Source organism: Neobacillus sp. NPDC093182, assembly GCF_044754045.1.
In genome coordinates this window covers 36,575-52,167 of sequence record NZ_JBIVOI010000023.1, presented here as the reverse complement: position 1 = coordinate 52,167, position 15,593 = coordinate 36,575, and the positions used below count along the sequence as shown (strand labels likewise).

At 33.5% G+C, this 15,593-nt stretch carries 16 protein-coding genes and 2 pseudogenes; 15 read left to right on the top strand and 3 right to left on the bottom strand.

All coding sequences use genetic code 11. The annotated features are described in order from the left end of the window. The first annotated feature begins 355 nt into the window (after positions 1-355). From ACIQAA_RS29400 to ACIQAA_RS29330, 15 genes and pseudogenes are all read left to right on the top strand, one after another. Entirely contained in the window at positions 356-925 is a 570-nt protein-coding gene (locus tag ACIQAA_RS29400; RefSeq protein WP_402626679.1) for an RNA polymerase sigma factor, read from the top strand. Next, positions 903-2,513 (top strand): DUF4179 domain-containing protein, encoded by a 1,611-nt coding sequence (locus tag ACIQAA_RS29395; protein ID WP_402626677.1) that lies wholly within the window; start codon positions 903-905, stop codon positions 2,511-2,513. Before ACIQAA_RS29400 ends, ACIQAA_RS29395 begins: the two co-directional genes overlap by 23 nt. A 215-nt stretch (positions 2,514-2,728) precedes the next feature. Continuing rightward, positions 2,729-2,893, top strand: coding sequence for an NUDIX hydrolase (locus tag ACIQAA_RS29390; RefSeq protein ID WP_402626675.1), 165 nt, complete (start codon positions 2,729-2,731; stop codon positions 2,891-2,893). Positions 2,894-3,195: 302 nt separating this feature from the next. After that, positions 3,196-3,663 carry a UPF0158 family protein gene (locus ACIQAA_RS29385; protein ID WP_402626673.1) on the top strand — a complete coding sequence of 156 codons (468 nt, stop codon included), beginning with the start codon at positions 3,196-3,198 and terminating at the stop codon, positions 3,661-3,663. Between the two features lie 135 nt (positions 3,664-3,798). Continuing rightward, on the top strand, positions 3,799-4,509 hold the full coding sequence (locus ACIQAA_RS29380) for a class I SAM-dependent methyltransferase (RefSeq protein ID WP_402626671.1): 711 nt from the start codon (positions 3,799-3,801) through the stop codon (positions 4,507-4,509). A gap of 202 nt (positions 4,510-4,711) precedes the next feature. Then, entirely contained in the window at positions 4,712-5,443 is a 732-nt protein-coding gene (locus tag ACIQAA_RS29375) for a class I SAM-dependent methyltransferase (RefSeq protein WP_402626669.1), read from the top strand. A gap of 667 nt (positions 5,444-6,110) precedes the next feature. Beyond that, positions 6,111-6,627 (top strand): annotated as a pseudogene (locus tag ACIQAA_RS29370) (O-acetyl-ADP-ribose deacetylase). Between the two features lie 401 nt (positions 6,628-7,028). Then, positions 7,029-7,592, top strand: coding sequence for an RNA polymerase sigma factor (locus tag ACIQAA_RS29365; protein WP_402626667.1), 564 nt, complete (start codon positions 7,029-7,031; stop codon positions 7,590-7,592). Next, complete coding sequence (locus tag ACIQAA_RS29360; RefSeq protein WP_402626665.1) at positions 7,570-8,340, top strand: hypothetical protein; 771 nt, start codon at positions 7,570-7,572, stop codon at positions 8,338-8,340. The genes ACIQAA_RS29365 and ACIQAA_RS29360 overlap by 23 nt, the downstream gene beginning before the upstream one ends. Next, positions 8,337-9,209 carry an ABC transporter ATP-binding protein gene (locus ACIQAA_RS29355; RefSeq protein ID WP_402626663.1) on the top strand — a complete coding sequence of 291 codons (873 nt, stop codon included), beginning with the start codon at positions 8,337-8,339 and terminating at the stop codon, positions 9,207-9,209. The genes ACIQAA_RS29360 and ACIQAA_RS29355 overlap by 4 nt, the downstream gene beginning before the upstream one ends. Continuing rightward, a complete protein-coding gene (locus tag ACIQAA_RS29350) occupies positions 9,206-10,336 on the top strand; it encodes a hypothetical protein (protein WP_402626661.1) in 1,131 nt (376 codons plus the stop codon). The genes ACIQAA_RS29355 and ACIQAA_RS29350 overlap by 4 nt, the downstream gene beginning before the upstream one ends. A gap of 362 nt (positions 10,337-10,698) precedes the next feature. After that, positions 10,699-11,259: an RNA polymerase sigma factor gene (locus ACIQAA_RS29345; protein WP_402626659.1), complete on the top strand. Its 561-nt coding sequence runs from the start codon at positions 10,699-10,701 to the stop codon at positions 11,257-11,259. A gap of 188 nt (positions 11,260-11,447) precedes the next feature. Continuing rightward, entirely contained in the window at positions 11,448-11,915 is a 468-nt protein-coding gene (locus ACIQAA_RS29340) for a GNAT family N-acetyltransferase (RefSeq protein WP_402626657.1), read from the top strand. Between the two features lie 543 nt (positions 11,916-12,458). After that, a complete protein-coding gene (locus tag ACIQAA_RS29335; protein ID WP_402626655.1) occupies positions 12,459-12,680 on the top strand; it encodes a glycosyl transferase in 222 nt (73 codons plus the stop codon). 187 nt (positions 12,681-12,867) lie between these two features. Next, positions 12,868-13,101 (top strand): annotated as a pseudogene (locus tag ACIQAA_RS29330) (glutamate racemase); the annotation flags it as partial. A gap of 483 nt (positions 13,102-13,584) precedes the next feature. Here the strand turns inward: ACIQAA_RS29330 and ACIQAA_RS29325 are convergent. The 3 genes from ACIQAA_RS29325 to ACIQAA_RS29315 all read right to left on the bottom strand — a co-directional run bounded on the left by ACIQAA_RS29325 (position 13,585) and on the right by ACIQAA_RS29315 (position 15,370). Then, the gene (locus ACIQAA_RS29325) at positions 13,585-13,860 is read right to left on the bottom strand and encodes a hypothetical protein (protein WP_402626653.1); all 276 of its coding nucleotides are present in this window, start codon (positions 13,858-13,860) and stop codon (positions 13,585-13,587) included. A gap of 159 nt (positions 13,861-14,019) precedes the next feature. Next, positions 14,020-14,448: a CBO0543 family protein gene (locus ACIQAA_RS29320; protein WP_402626651.1), complete on the bottom strand. Its 429-nt coding sequence runs from the start codon at positions 14,446-14,448 to the stop codon at positions 14,020-14,022. A gap of 370 nt (positions 14,449-14,818) precedes the next feature. Continuing rightward, positions 14,819-15,370, bottom strand: coding sequence for a DUF3231 family protein (locus tag ACIQAA_RS29315; RefSeq protein ID WP_402626650.1), 552 nt, complete (start codon positions 15,368-15,370; stop codon positions 14,819-14,821). Positions 15,371-15,593: the final 223 nt, after the last annotated feature.

Below are 15,593 nucleotides of genomic sequence, written 5' to 3'. Positions count from 1 at the left end.
AATAGTATTAACAGAGCAAGAATAATTATTAGGTAATGTTACAGAAAAAATAGAATCGTGAATCAAGGGTTTTGTTGCGAACAAAATCCTTTTTTTATATGATACAGGTAGTTTGAGAAGCTCTTAACTTACAGTAATTACCTCAATGCAAGGATATCCTCACTAACTATATCTTTGAAATAAAAAGTTTGTCCCTTCTAGGGATTTTCTTTACCCCAAAGAATTACAAGGTTACCTTTATTTAGTTTTCCCCCTAATTTTTTTTTAAAAAGGTGAAATGATTTGCAAGTTATTCTCGTTATACTTGTTGAAAGAAATAATGAGTCAATCAATCTCAGTAGGAGGTTTTTATGAAATGGAAGAAGAAAGTCAGTGGATAGAAGAAGTGCTGTCAGGCAATAAACAAGCCTACGCACAAATAATTAATAAATATAAAAATCCATTATATGCAACGATTTTGAGAATGACAGGAAACCAGCAGGATGCAGCTGATTTGGTTCAGGAAGCCTTTATCAAAATTTATCACCAGCTTGGAAAGTTCGATGGAAAAGGTTCCTTTTCCAGTTGGATTTATCGAGTTGCCATCAATCACTGTATGGATGAATTCAGAAAGAAACGTTATAAAATGGAACGGGTTGAAATAAAGGAAAAAGATATCATGGATTCCCATCATCCCGAAGTGATCTTCTTAAAGAATGAGAAAAATAGACAATTAGAAAAACTAATTGCGGGTCTTCCAGAAGAGGAGCGAATGATTCTTCTTCTGAGATATGTAAATGAGCTAAGCTATAACGAAATCGGCGGACTAATGAGTCTCCCCTTATCCACTGTGCGGAATAAGCTTCATCGTGCCAAGAAAAGGTTAAGAGAAACAATCAAAGGGGAAAAAGGAGGGTATTTTCATGAAATGTGCAACCAGCGATAAACTGGAACAATGGTTTGATGGACTTGTCCAAGATGATGAATATAAATCCATTCAAACTCATTTAAAAACTTGCCAAGAATGCCAACAAATAATCGAGTTGTATTCAAATGAAAAACAATTTATAAAAGAAACCCTAGGTACACCGACATTACCTGACGATTTCGCAAACCATGTTCTAAGTGAACTTGAGCCTTATGCACCGAAGCAAAAGAGAAAAAAATGGAAACGTATGTTGCTTCCAGCTGCCGCTGCTGTACTAGCTATGGGATTAACAACCACTCTACATCCTAGCTTTGCAGAGTGGATTGGTGGATTTTTCTCAACGGACCAAGTGGATGAAGGATTAAGAATGGCTTCTGAATCAGGACTTACGAAACGAATCAATCAAGAAGTAACTGACCAGGGAATAACGTTTAAAGTTGAAGATGTGTTAGCGGATTCTTCAAGGGTAGCATTGTCTTATCAAATTTTGAATCATAACGGTAAAATACTGGATTCCTTTTTAGAAATGAGCGATTCATATAATGTCATAACAGCTTATGATCAAGATGGAAATAAAATTGACAGACTCGGAATTAGTTGGACGGATGGTGCAGATTACGGATTAATTGAATTTTCCATACGCGGGCTAGAATCCATCGAAGCTCTTAAGATAAAGTTTGAATTGGTTGAATTAAATGGAACAACGGGAAAATGGAATTTAGAAATCCCTATTGATTTAAAAGAGATTAAGAAAATGACAACGAAGCTCGTATTAGATGATCAAAAAACGAGTGAAAATGGGGTAGGCATTCACTTAAAGGAAGTTCAATTTGCTCCTTCCTCGAACGAAATTTTATATGACACTTATTTCACGACTGAAGAACAAGCTAAAGTTGAGGCTCAAATTCAAACGCTTGAAGACTCCTTTGGAAAGGAAAACGTTCATACGTTTACAGGCTATGGTACAGCTATCCAATATCATATTGAAAATAAAGAGGGAGATACCCTGTATCATCATAATACCTTCCAAGATCAAGGACATCCAAGTGATCGTGGGCTTCTACAAGGAATGGGGCAAGATACGGAGAAGCTTGGTTATATCGAATGGAATGAATCATTTGTCCCTCAAAGAAAAGAGGAACAGCTTACTTTTGTTTTAGATGGAGTGATGAAAACAGTACCTTCTGATTTTTCGATTAAAATAAAGCCTAAGGAATTAAAAAAGGATCCTCTTTCATTTGAATATGAAGGGAATTTTATCACGATAAAAAAAGTGCATAAGCAGAATAAATTTTCGCTACGTAAGGCGTTCCTCCCAATTAAAATGGAGCAGGTTGTAAAAATTGAAATGGAAGGCGGAAAGGAAGTCCCATCTACTGATCTAGGAGCTTGGGTATTAGTCGATGAAAAGGGAGAGACTTATGAAACGTTACACAGCGGAGCTATTCTTGATGAGAAAGATGAAAATGGTCGTTTTAAAACAAATACGACGCTTACCATATATGGGTTAAAAGAGGTACCTGAGGAATTCGCTCTACATTTATTATCAGTTACACGATATGAAGAAGTGGAAAAGGAATGGAAAGTTCCGTTATATAAAGAGTAATTATTTCTTTAAGGCTTGGGTTGCATACGCAGCCCTTTCTTATTCCACTACCAAAGCAAGTTGTTTAGGTAAATTGAAGAAGAAATTGTTAATAATTTAACACTTTTTACGAATAAGTAATTGTAATTAATAATATAGATTATATTTATTTACAACTCCGTAGCGATATAAAAAAAGATTAACCAATTCTTTTAGACATTACTGCTGCTAGACATTTGCAGGCAAATGAAACCGTTCAAGATGGTGTAAGTGAAATAAAAAAAATTGGAATTGATGTTCCTTTTGAAGATTTAGTACCATTAGGAGTAATTGATTATTGTGTAATTAAAGAGTATTTTATTGATAAGGAATTAGCAAACGTGTTTTTATATAAGTTTTGAGAATATATTAGATGACTTTACACTTCAAGCAGAAGTAGCTTCAGGTTTTGTGAGAGTCGAATTTAACGACTTTACAGAACTTTGGTTAGGTGAAAGAGAAACAATTGAAATCAAGAGATTTGAAATAAATAAAGATGGTAATAAGTCCATAATTGAAGAATAAGTGGGAAGGGATAAATTCGTACCACATCAAATTTCATTTTATAAAGCAATTATCCAAAAAATAAAAGAACAATTTAAATAGAAGAAACCTTCTTCAAGTAACGGGTGCGTTAGAAAAAAATATAAAAGGTGAGCTAATAGTGAATATACAAGTCAAACTTAAAGATATAATTGAGGAAATGGAAATACAGTTTGAAGAATCATGTTCATTGCTAAATATTAAAACGGGGGAAATAGTGTTAGTGGCATCGGAGGACTTAAGAGCTGCGGAAGACGAAAAACCATTTGATCATTTACCTGAATGGGAACAAGAAAATAGAATCATTGCAATCGATGTGGTTGAAAACTTTGAAAATTATATAGAGTTACCTACTAAATATGAAGTGAATGATTATGAAATAATGGAAAACTTTTGCTTAGCAGTCAGTGATCAACGGAAGCGGGAATCCTTATTAAGGGCAATTAGGGGTAAGGGTGCCTTTAGAAGGTTTAAGGACAAATTAATTGATTTTGAAATGGAAGAACAATGGTATTCATACCGTGACGATTGTTTTAAACAAATTGCGATTGAATGGTGTAAGGAAAATAAAATAAACTATATTGAATAGGTATGGCAAGGGTGATTACTGAACTATGGTAATCACCTTTTCTTATAAAAGTAAAGTGGCAGAATAGTTGAAGAAGGTATTAGCATTTAATAAAGAACTATAAAAGTATATATAAATATTTTGGGGGAAGTTCAATTGAGTAGACTTGATTTAATTCGTAAAGAAGAAAAGAAATATCACGATTTTTGTTATGAGAACTACAAATTATTTGAAGAAGGTTCTTGGTTATGCAAACCAGTTAAAACAGTAATGGATTTACTTCTTTTATTTAATAATAAAGAAAATATTCGGGTATTAGATTTAGGTTCAGGAGTAGGGAGAAATAGTATTCCAATTGCACAAGAAATAAAAAATAAAAATGGAAAAGTTATTTGTATAGATTTATTAGATTCAGCATTAGATAAATTGAAACTATATAGCGAAGAGTATGGAGTAGAAGAAGTAATCGAAACAAAAAAAGCAGATATAGGTAATTACGAGATTACTAATAATAAATTTGATTTCATTGTTGCCGTATCAACTTTGGAACACGTTGAATCAGAAGATATTTTTGAAAGTGTAATTAGGCAAATGGCATTAGGAACAAAAAATGAGGGAATAAACTGTATTATTGTTAATTCAGAAGTGGAAGAAATTGATATAGAATCCAACAGAAATTTAGATGTTATGATGGAGATAAATATTACGACAGTAAATATGATAAGTAAATTAAATAAAATATACGATGGTTGGGAAGTGCTAAACCAACTGGTTAAGCCGTTAGAATATAAAATTGTTCGTGATAAAAGAGAAGTATTATTAAAAACTAATGTTATCACTTATGTTGTAAGAAATAATTGTATTTAACTATTGGGTGCTGCGGCAGCCTTTTTCTTTTTGGTTCTTAAACTAAAGGGGAAGGTTAGTTGAATAAGGGGTGTGTTATAATATTAAAAGTTATTTTTTAATGAGGTGAAAGAAATGGTTAGAAGGAGAGAGATTGCCTCCTAAAAATGATGTTGTTTTAAATTTTTTAGGAGGCTATCTTAATTTAGGAGATGAATTAATTATGAAACAAAACAAGTATGATGATGAGAAATTTTTTTCTGCGTATAAAAAAATGCCACGTTCAGTAAAAGGACTTGAAGGTGCAGGAGAATGGCACCAATTAAAAGCATTAATACCAGATTTGCGAAATAAGAGTGTACTTGATTTGGGATGCGGTTTCGGTTGGCATTGCCGGTACGCTCGTGAGCAACAAGCAAGTTCAGTCATAGGTGTAGATATATCCGAAAAAATGATTCAAAAAGCTCGTGAAATGACGGATGATCCTTTGATTTCATACATTAAAATGCCAATTGAAGACATCAATTTTTCGGGCTCTCAATTTGATCTTGTCCTCAGTTCATTAGCTTTTCACTATATAAAGTCCTTTAAAACAATCGGTAAAAAGGTCTATGATTGTCTGAAGCCTGGAGGTTCATTTGTTTTTTCAGTTGAACATCCGATTTTCACATCTCGAAACGAACAAGATTGGTATTATGATGATAAAGGGAGTCGTCTGCATTGGGCAGTTGACAATTACCAAACGGAAGGATTGCGTGAAACAACATTCCTAACTGAAAACGTTATTAAATATCATCGTACTTTTTCAACCTATATAAATAACTTAATTGATGCTGGTTTTATTATAAAGGCAATCAAGGAACCTATTCCTTCTGAAGAAATGTTAAATAGTATTCCTGAAATGAAAGATGAACTCCGAAGACCTATGTTCTTAATAATCTTAGCAGAAAAGTAAATGGTGATAACCACTTTAATTGTACGTTCCTACAAAAGTAGGGACGTTTTTCTTATTAAACTAACGGGGACAAGAGTTAAAGATGGAGATCGCTGCAGCGATCTTTTTGCTTGTTGTACTAACGGAGCAGGTTTGTTTAATAAGCCTAAACAAAACAATATAAAATAAATGGATAATTTATTACAGGAGGAAGTGTATTTTTTTGCTATATGTCTAGAATTTGAACTAATAGAAGTAATAGGGCTTTAGCGAAGTACAGATTTGGCAATTGTTTACGGGAATTAGATGGAGTAATTGAACTTGATTTACCTAAGTTAATAAGTGGAGAGACTCCAAAAGATACTCCCATAAATGAAGTTGTAAAACTTATAAATAATAACCAAACTCAGCAAAATGCGTATAGGGTGTTCCACAAAATATATAAATATTATCTTGAATATAATGACTATCCTCTAAAAGGCGGATATTATGCATAAATTGACTAACTACTGTTTTGCACTAAAGGGTGCGCTGCTTCAATAAACGAAGGATCGCATTTTCTTTTTCAAGTAATCGGGTGAGTATAGTTAAAGAAGGAGTACAGAAGCAATGAATTATTTTTGGTTAGAATTACCTCAATGAAAGGATGATAAAAAAATCGTGTATAATCAAAACGAGGGTGTTGAAAATGGGAAAAATAAAAGTAATTAAAGGCGATATTACCAAACAAACCGTTGATGCCGTTGTCAATGCCGCAAATAAGCCTGCTTGGTGGCGGAGGCGTGGATGGTGCCATTCATCGTGCGGCAGGAAAGGATTTATACGATGAATGCGTTGCAATAAGAAACAAACAAGGTGGGTGTCAAACAGGAGAAGCTGTAATTACAACGGGCGGGAACTTGCCTGTAAAATATGTAATTCATACCGTTGGTCCCGTATGGAACGGCGGAGATAAAAACGAAGAAGAGCTATTGAGGAGTTGTTATTTAAATTCGCTTGATTTGGCACGTACAAACGGAATTGAAACCATCGCCTTTCCAAACATCAGCACTGGCATTTTTGGATACCCGAAAATACCAGCGGCTCAAATTGCAGTAAAATTAGTAAACGAATACCTTAAAAACAACGAAGGAATCAAGGAAGTTGTTTTTGTATGTTTTGATGAGGAAAATTATCAAAATTATCAAAAGTTTATTGGAAATTAAAAATTTTTTTTAGCTTTTAATCTTGTGAATAAATTCACTTACACTAACGGGTGCTTATCTACAGTATGTTTTCCCCCGTATTCAACGTAAGTAAAGATACCAAAAATGCCAGCTTTCAAACTTTGTAGATGCATTTTTTAGTAAGTAGTTATAAATAAAGACCTTCGGTTGAGATACTTCAATATAGAGGTATCATTTTTTTTGCAACTTATTGGCAGATCCTTTTCCTATTAAATATTCAGCATTTTGGCAAGTTGCAGAATTAATATGCCGAATGACTGTTTTATATTTGTTTAAAAATAAGTAATCGTTGGACAGGGTTGTAATTCTTATAAAAAATAAATTCAATTTTTTTAAATCCTTTTACCGTAAAATCTCGTTAGCTTATCGGAGGTGAGGTTATGACAGATACTGAATTGATTGCTGATATTAAGAGGGACAGTCGCTCGGCCCAGGAGTTATTGGTACGGCGGCACTATAAATTAGTGTACACCTTTCTTTATCGGCTGACGGGAGATAAGGAAATGGCAATGGATCTAACGCAAGAGACTTTTATCAAAATACTGAACAATATTTCAAAATATAAGCCATCCTCCAATTTTAAAAGCTGGCTTTTAACGGTAGCGAGCAACCTTGCTAAGGATTATCTGAAAAGCAAGGCCCATAAAGAAAGCCAGAATACATATGAGCTCTTTGAAAATGATATGCGAACAGAGAAGAGTGTTTCGTTCATTTTTGAAAAAAATGAAAAGAGGAAAGAGATTAAGATGGCTCTTGAAGGGCTTCCAGATTTCCAGCGGGAGGCGATCCTTCTCAAATATTACAATGATATGAAAATATCCGAAATTGCCTTGATCACAAATGCAAGTGTGCCGCCGGTTAAATCCAGGCTGAGGCAGGGGCTTGATAAGCTCAAATCTTATTTTCAAAGGGGTGAAATAGATGAGCGGAACTCAAATGGATAGGAAAATTGAAGACTATCTTGATTCTTATAGTGTCGATTTTCCTAATGCAGATGAGATGGAATCCTCCATAGAATATATAATGGCACAAGTTGGCCCAGTGGAAAACAGAGTAGGAACTGTTCAAGGACGGGCAAAAGCATTAGTTTCAAACAGTATAGTAGAACTTCAAAACTTTGGGTGGATGTTCTGGAACCTAAACAGCATTTTCCTTGTGCTGGGAATCATAAGCCTAGTCCGGTTGGACACCAATCCATATTTGACAGCTTTTTTTCTCGCTCCTCTACCATTTATTGTGGGGCTGTTTGAAATAATGAAGAGCAAGGAGGAGGGGCTGATTGAGCTTGAGATGACCTTCCAGTACAATACCCAGCAGGTATTGACATCACGGCTGCTTGTTGTCGGGTTTTATAATTTATTAATCAACTTCTTGGTATCAGCGGTGTGTATAGTAGTTAATCCAGAAGTTGTGTTCATAAAACTGTTTTTTTCTTGGACAGTTCCTTACGTTTTTGTGTCTGGTCTCGCCTTTCTTTTTGCATTGCAAACAAGAGGTACTGTGGTAAGTGGTATTCTGTTGGCTATATGGTTTGCCCTCTGCTATGGAGCATTTCAAATCCCTCATATAAGGGATGCATTACTAAAAATTGAAATTTTGCCGGCATTAGGAACTCTTTTGCTAGGAGTTCTGCTCTGGATAATACACTTTATTAAAATTAAAAAAGTCGGAAGATTGATGAGGCTATTATGAAACTTAAGATAGAGAATGTATCAAAGGTGTTTAAGGACAAACGAGCAGTAGATGGTGTAAATATTGAGCTGACAAATGGTGTATACGGATTCCTTGGGGCAAACGGCTCAGGAAAAACCACCCTTATGCGGATGTTGGCAACGGTATTACGGCCAACTTCGGGAAGCATTAGTTTTAATGGGGAAGATATCTGGAAAATGGATGACCGTTATCGCAATATTTTAGGCTATCTTCCTCAGCATATAGGGTATTATAAACATTTTTCGGTGGAGAAGTTCCTTTCGTATATTGCTAGTTTAAAAGGATTGAATAAAAATAAAGCAAATGAGAGAGTCGAAGAACTTCTCCAAACAGTAAACATTATTGATAAACGCAAAGTAAAAATGGGAAAACTGTCTGGTGGGATGAAGCAAAGGGTCGGAATTGCCCAAGCTTTGCTTAATAATCCTAAAATCCTGATTGTAGACGAGCCGACAGCCGGACTGGATCCAAAAGAAAGAATACGTTTTCGGAACCTGCTTGGGGAAATTTCTAAGGATCGGATTGTCCTTTTATCAACTCATATCGTTTCCGATATTGAATTTATTGCAAAGGAAATTCTCATTATGAAGGACGGAAAGTTGATCGAAAAAGATACACCTCAGAATTTAATGGAACGAATCCAGAAAAAGGTATGGAGTGTCCAGGCCGAGGAAACAGATATCCCTTATTACCAGGGTTCCTATAAAGTTGGCAATATTTCTAGAGGAACGGAAGGAATACAACTGAGGATTATTTCGGAGGAAAAACCTTCGGTTAGAGCAGTAAATGTGTCTGTTAATCTTGAAGATTTATACCTTTATTATTTTGATGAGGAGGTAGGGGCGTGAACATACTTAAGTGGGAACTAACCAAAGTATTCGAGCAAAAAAGCATTTATGTAATAGCAATCATCCTCTTTGGGCTGTTTACGTTCAGTAAATTTTCTAATACGTTCGAAACTGAATTTACCCAAAAAGCATACAAGAAATGGGAAGGGCCGCTTACTGAGGAAAAGATTGCAAAGGCAGAAAAGCTAAATGCTGAGTTAAATGAATATTTTTTTTCAAAAGAGCAAGCACCTGACGAATGGAAAAGTGCCCAAGCAGGATTGTTTGAAAACATTGCTTATGGTAAAAATATCGAAAATACGATTTTAGAAAGAGATAAAGAGTTAGAAAAACTAATTAATGACGCTAAGAGTAAGAATGATGAATCTTTGACAAGGATGCTCCAAATTCAGAGAGAAATGTATAATGAAATTAAAATAAATAAAATTTCTTATTTTCAAGGTCCAAATGAGACAGTCGATTTTGTAAATGTTTATGGTCTTATTTTAACAGGTGTTTTTCTTCTTGTAGGGTTGGCAGGAATCTATTCAAATGAACATTCTTCAGGGGTTGAAAATTTTATCCTTAGTACGAGGAATGGCAGAACGAAGACGATGATGGCAAAACTGTCTGCCTCATCCATTTTCGCGACAGTGACCGTTTTATTAGGGGAAGCATTCAATCTCATTACGCACACAATCATTTACGGTACGAAGGGTTGGGACCTTCCTATCCAGTATTCGTTCAAATATTACTTTTCTCCATATAGCTTGACTTTTATGGAATATCATCTTATTCAAATTGCTTTACATCTGCTTGGAGCCATTGCGTTTGCAGGTGTGATTGTAATAATTTCAATCCTATCAAATTCAACAGTTATCTCCTTCTTTGTTTCTGGGTTTCTATTTGGAATTCCTATACTCATAGACAGCATAATGGATATGCCGCAGCAATGGATCAAAGATGTAATGCGATACACCCTTACCAACATAATAAAAGTAGAAGAGTTGTTTATGGATTTTATTACTTTAAATGTATTCGGGTACACTGTTCTCGCACCATATCTAGGTATTGCTTTTTCTGTAGTAATTCTAGTACTATCTGTTATCCTCGCGAAGTTTTTAATTGTAAAAAAACAAATAGAATAAATATCTAAAGGCTAGGCAATTAAAAAAAGTAGTAGAGATTCGTGAAGAAATTAAGCTTAGTTTAGTTCAGTCAGAGTAACTCATATCGCGGTTTTTTTTTATGGATATTCCTACTGAATTAGTTGTTAAAAGTAACGGATGATTCTTGAATCGAATATTTTTTTCTCATTTCAAGATTTATGGAAAATAAATTGATTAGGAACGAAATCCAACGATATTTAATGATATGAATAATAGATGTATTTTCTAGCACTCAATTACGTTTTTTTATTTTCCATAATTTTCTAAATTTCCATTTCCTATTTTTCCAAATTACGGTATATTAATAATAAAGTGATATATTTGAAGTTGGGAGTCTAGCAATGAGTGAACAGCTGAGTGATTCGTCTTATCTTTCCCACTCCAAAGAACAAATTGAAAAAACAATAGAGGAAATTATTGCTGCCTATGATGAAAATCTAAGATATTCTGCTTTTAGGTTTGTTCGGGACTGGGAGTTAGTCAATGATATTTTGCAAGAGGTCTATTTAAAAGTTTTTAAAAATATAAATATTTTAATGAATAGTTCAGCAATAAAATCTTGGTTATATTCGATTACTGCTAATCAGTGTAAGGATTATTTACGAACAAAATATTGTAGAACGACTATCTTGACAGATGATTTTGAAGTCTTAACGCAAAAGAGTAACTTAGTTGAGATTGAAGTCCTTGAAAAATTGGACAAACTTTACCTTCAAAAGATTAATACTTCGTTACCAAAACATTATAAGGACCCTTTAATACTAAAATATTATTATCATTATAACTATATGGAGATAAGTGAAAAACTTAATATAAGTATTCAATGCTTAAAAACTCGTATTCATAGAGCAAAAAAAATGGTTAAGGAGAAATATTATTTTCAGATAAACTCTAGGGCTTGATTGTTTTTTACTTTATTTTAAACTTTATATATGGAGTCACTAGTGGTGTAGGTGAACACATAAAAACAGCAGCTTTTCTTCTTCAACTAACGGTGCAGGTTAGTTTAAGAAGGATTGACGCTCATTTTGTTGAATTTGGTATATTAACGAAGCAGGGTAAGTAAATAGGTATTGAGGTGTAAAATAGTATGTCAAATATAGCAATAAAATTAATAAGTTCAGACAATTGGAGAGAAGCACTTGAACTATCCGTACACGATGAACAACAGAAATTTGTTGCATCTGTTAGTCCTCCCGTCGCTATTGCTCTTGCTAAAGCGTATATAAGACCAGGTGGAAAAATGGTAGAGCCATATGGGATTTACAGTCAAAATAAGATGGTAGGCTTTTTCAATCTGCATTATACACCAGGTAGTAGAGATGATTACTGGCTGTTTCATTTTTTCATAGATAAAAGATTTCAAAGAAACCGATTGGGCTCAAAAGCATTAAATGAATTAATCAGACATATTAAAAATAACAATCCTTCTTGTAATCGTCTGAATTTAACGGTTCATCCTAAAAATGAATCAGGGAGATTATTTTATTTGAAATTTGGTTTTTCAGAAGATAATATAATGACCTTTGATGAACCTACTTTTTCCATATTTATATAGCCATCCTTTAGAGAACACATTTTATATTCATATTGAACTAACGGGTAGCTATTGTTTAAGATGATAGGCTGTCATTTTTGGCGGTCTTTTTTCTTGTCACTAACGGGCAGTTATATGTAGTATGGTTTTCGACCGTATTTAATAAATAAAGATACAAAAACAACCTATTTTCTATATTTGTTTACTTATTTATATTTAGTTAGTAATTATAGTTTTGAACGTAAGCAACGATAGGACTTTACTTGGAGGAGTGGGTATGGTAGGCTGGCTTGCCTGATGAAACCTTATCTTCAGCCTTTCAAGACAAATCGTACCCACAGAGGCTCCAAGTCAAGTCCTTAAACGCCTTTTCTATGGTTACATGTAAACAATGATAAGTGGTGCACCAGATCAATGTTTTGTTGCTGATACTATATATAAGCTACCGTTTGTTTAACAAAGACAGAGATTTTTTACAAGTGATTAGTGGGAATATTAGGAAAATGTGTTAAAATAAGAAATAGAGAGATATATTTATTATTTATCTGAAAAGGGGAACAGGTTGTGAAGAAACCAATGTTGTGTTTAATTTTGGGACCTATTTTAATATTACTTAGCACCCCTTTAGCTTACACTTCAGTTAATGTGGTGTATCATAATAAAAACTTAACTGGTGAATTTGTTCCTATATTAAATGGATTTATACATTCATTTATGCTAATCGGTACATTAATATTTATTGCTGGACTGTTAAGGATAATGAGGAATCAGAAAACTGCTATGTGAAGAACTGTTATAAAATTAATCGATACGTTAATCCAGGAGGATTAATGCACCTTTTTGTTGATTTAATATTGAGCTAACGGTGCAGTTTAGTTTAATAAGAAATAAGGAGTAACTAACAATAAAATTTAAAAAAATGGTATTCTTAATAAGTGATTAATAGCATTAATTTAGGAAAAGAGTGAAAGTAGTGAGAATAGGTTTTTTTGATTCTGGAATAGGTGGAATGACTGTACTTCATCAAACATTGAGGTTTTTACCGAATGAAGATTACATATTTTATGCAGATACCTTACACATTCCATATGGTGAAAAACCAAAAGAAGAGGTAAGGGAATATATTTTTAATGCAGTTGACTTTATGGCTAATCAAGGAATCAAAGCATTAGTCATTGCTTGTACTACTGCAACCAGTATCGCAGTAGTATTGGAACTGCAAAAAACTTAAAACGAATTCTCGAAGCAAGGAATCAAATTAACAATGGAACAGGAGATATTTTATTTTTTAAATCTGGTTATAAAGTTGAAGATAAAGAAACATTATCTAATTATAAAAAGTTGTTGGTAATGTTAGACAGGATAAGTTCTTTAACAACGGGTGCTTAAATCAAAAAGATAAGTCTGTTTCGACAGCTTATTCAGAATAAGTTTGTGAAATTTTGTACTTAAACAAACGGGTAGCGATTCTTCAATAATGGAGATCGCTTTTTTCCTTTTCAAGTAAAATGGCAGTTTAGTTGAAAAAGAGTGCAAGCAATTCTCTTTATTTCACATGTGACACAAATTGCGTAATAAAAAAACTACCTTGGAAAGGTAGTCTTAATGGATGGGGCGATAGACGTTGTTTAATAATTTCCACAATATAATATGAGCTTTGTCATTCAATGTGAAATTAATTTAGGTAAAATTACCTATTCTTTCTAAAAGCTATTATAGACGTTTTTAATGCAGCATAATTGCCAATAGCTGCATATCCATAAAACCAGCCCATAAATAGTCCAGCTGTTAGGCTGTGACGGTGACTAATAACAATGGAGAATATTAATCCAAATACTAATGCAATTGTTGGGATAAATTTCTTGGGAATGTGTATAAAGATTTTAATTATCTGGGTAAGAATCATCACTACTGGTACTGCTATCACAGCATCCCAAAAGTTTGTATGTATTGTTGGAAAATCCATTGCAGTCCTCTAAAGCTAATATGTACTTAGTGAAAAGTATTTAAACGATGGATTTATAAAAAATAATAAACTATGTCGTAGTTCGATGAAAGTAACTCAACATGAGGCACACATTCGCATATAAAAAAGCTAGGCAAGCCTAGCTCTAAAGGTAATTAATTATTCTTTTAGGTAAATATCTCGACATTTATTAACAATAAATTTGATGGTTATTCCAAGAATTATATAGTAAAAGAAAGAGTAATAATATTTCCATCTTATATAATAAACCAAATTTAAAGCCTTACTTATAGGTTCACCTATGAATGCAATTAGGACTGGCATAATTAATAAAGCTACCATATAATTTTTCCACTGTTCAAAAGTCTGGTATAGCAGCATGAAAGCAACTGCTACTATCGACATATCAAATGGCAGTGCACTAGGAGCTACTGGGAAAAACTTAAATGGGTAAGTCCAAAACTTTAGTTCAGAACCAATATCATTTAAAAAAATAGTAGGAATTATAGCTAAAGTACCAACTAGAATAATTTCTAACAATCTACGACGATTAACAAGCTTAGCCCAAATTATCCATGGAATCAACATAAAAGATAAGAGGACCCACCACAGGATAATAATTCATACTCTTTCCAATAGTTTATGAACTTTTGTACATTTTAATAATTTTCTTCAGCATATCTAATTGAAAATTTTACATTTTCATTCATGGCAATTTACCATTTGTAAAACCATTCTTCATGATAAAACTCACCTTTTTAGCAGTTTATATTAGTTTCAAGGAATCGTTATTTTCACTGAAAATGATAAAGTATTCCTTTCGTGGCAAGTGGTAGATGAAATAGCAGAAGCATCAGAAGAACATTACCAAACGCAAGTTATTCAAGAAATAAGGATTATGCAAAACCAAAAAAAGATTAATTAGTTAAGTCATCTTTCGATCCAAGGAGCACCAAAATCAATTACTTGGTGCCCCGGGAGGATAGTAATAAGGTGGAACTTTAATCCAGCCTCTTTTACGCATCGCGGTTTTAAGTTCCATTCCATATATCATTTTCTCGGCATGAAACCTTGCCCACATAAGACCGATATCATTTCGAACTGATTGAGTCATGTTAGTTGAACATAGCACTATATTGGAAGCAACCTTAATAGCAATAAAGTTTGCTATTTCATCATCTGTTACTTTTACACCTAAAGGGACGCTATTTGGCTCAGATTTAGGTTTTGATTGTGATATTGGTGATAAAGGGATTCCTTCATCGATCATAAATTTTTCGAGAATACCCTTTTGATGATTAGCTAATTTTTTTGACTCTTTTACTAAACTTATTAGTTCGTTATCAGTTGTTGTATTTAAAGCAGTTTCAAGTGCGGGTATTTCATCTGCTATTGCGGTGTAATATAGCCAACATCCCATTGCTTCACCTATGTGTGGACGAGGCTTTGGGTCAGTATCAATTGATGTTGTTCTTATGTAATCAATTATCGCTTCAAAAATGTTAGGCATTAAGATCAACCTCGATTTGATTAGAATTCAGTTACTACAAATAATTCCCATAAATAAATAATTCATGCATTGCTGCAAGTAACTTAATGTCACACTTCGATGATATTGTGAACTTAATATTGCTTGTTCAACTAAAGAAGCAGGTTACTTCAATAAGAATTATATTTTCAAAGTTAGCTGTAATCATCTAGTTTGTGGAATATAATGTAAATAATGGAGTGTT

Coding starts and splice junctions, on each gene's coding strand:
- ACIQAA_RS29365 (WP_402626667.1), top strand. CDS start 7,029: ATGACAGATACTGAATTGATTGCTGATATTAAGAGGGACAGTCGCTCG.
- ACIQAA_RS29320 (WP_402626651.1), bottom strand. CDS start 14,448: ATGTTGATTCCATGGATAATTTGGGCTAAGCTTGTTAATCGTCGTAGA.
- ACIQAA_RS29325 (WP_402626653.1), bottom strand. CDS start 13,860: ATGGATTTTCCAACAATACATACAAACTTTTGGGATGCTGTGATAGCA.
- ACIQAA_RS29400 (WP_402626679.1), top strand. CDS start 356: ATGGAAGAAGAAAGTCAGTGGATAGAAGAAGTGCTGTCAGGCAATAAA.
- ACIQAA_RS29395 (WP_402626677.1), top strand. CDS start 903: ATGAAATGTGCAACCAGCGATAAACTGGAACAATGGTTTGATGGACTT.
- ACIQAA_RS29360 (WP_402626665.1), top strand. CDS start 7,570: ATGAGCGGAACTCAAATGGATAGGAAAATTGAAGACTATCTTGATTCT.
- ACIQAA_RS29355 (WP_402626663.1), top strand. CDS start 8,337: ATGAAACTTAAGATAGAGAATGTATCAAAGGTGTTTAAGGACAAACGA.
- ACIQAA_RS29340 (WP_402626657.1), top strand. CDS start 11,448: ATGTCAAATATAGCAATAAAATTAATAAGTTCAGACAATTGGAGAGAA.
- ACIQAA_RS29375 (WP_402626669.1), top strand. CDS start 4,712: ATGAAACAAAACAAGTATGATGATGAGAAATTTTTTTCTGCGTATAAA.
- ACIQAA_RS29345 (WP_402626659.1), top strand. CDS start 10,699: ATGAGTGAACAGCTGAGTGATTCGTCTTATCTTTCCCACTCCAAAGAA.
- ACIQAA_RS29315 (WP_402626650.1), bottom strand. CDS start 15,370: ATGCCTAACATTTTTGAAGCGATAATTGATTACATAAGAACAACATCA.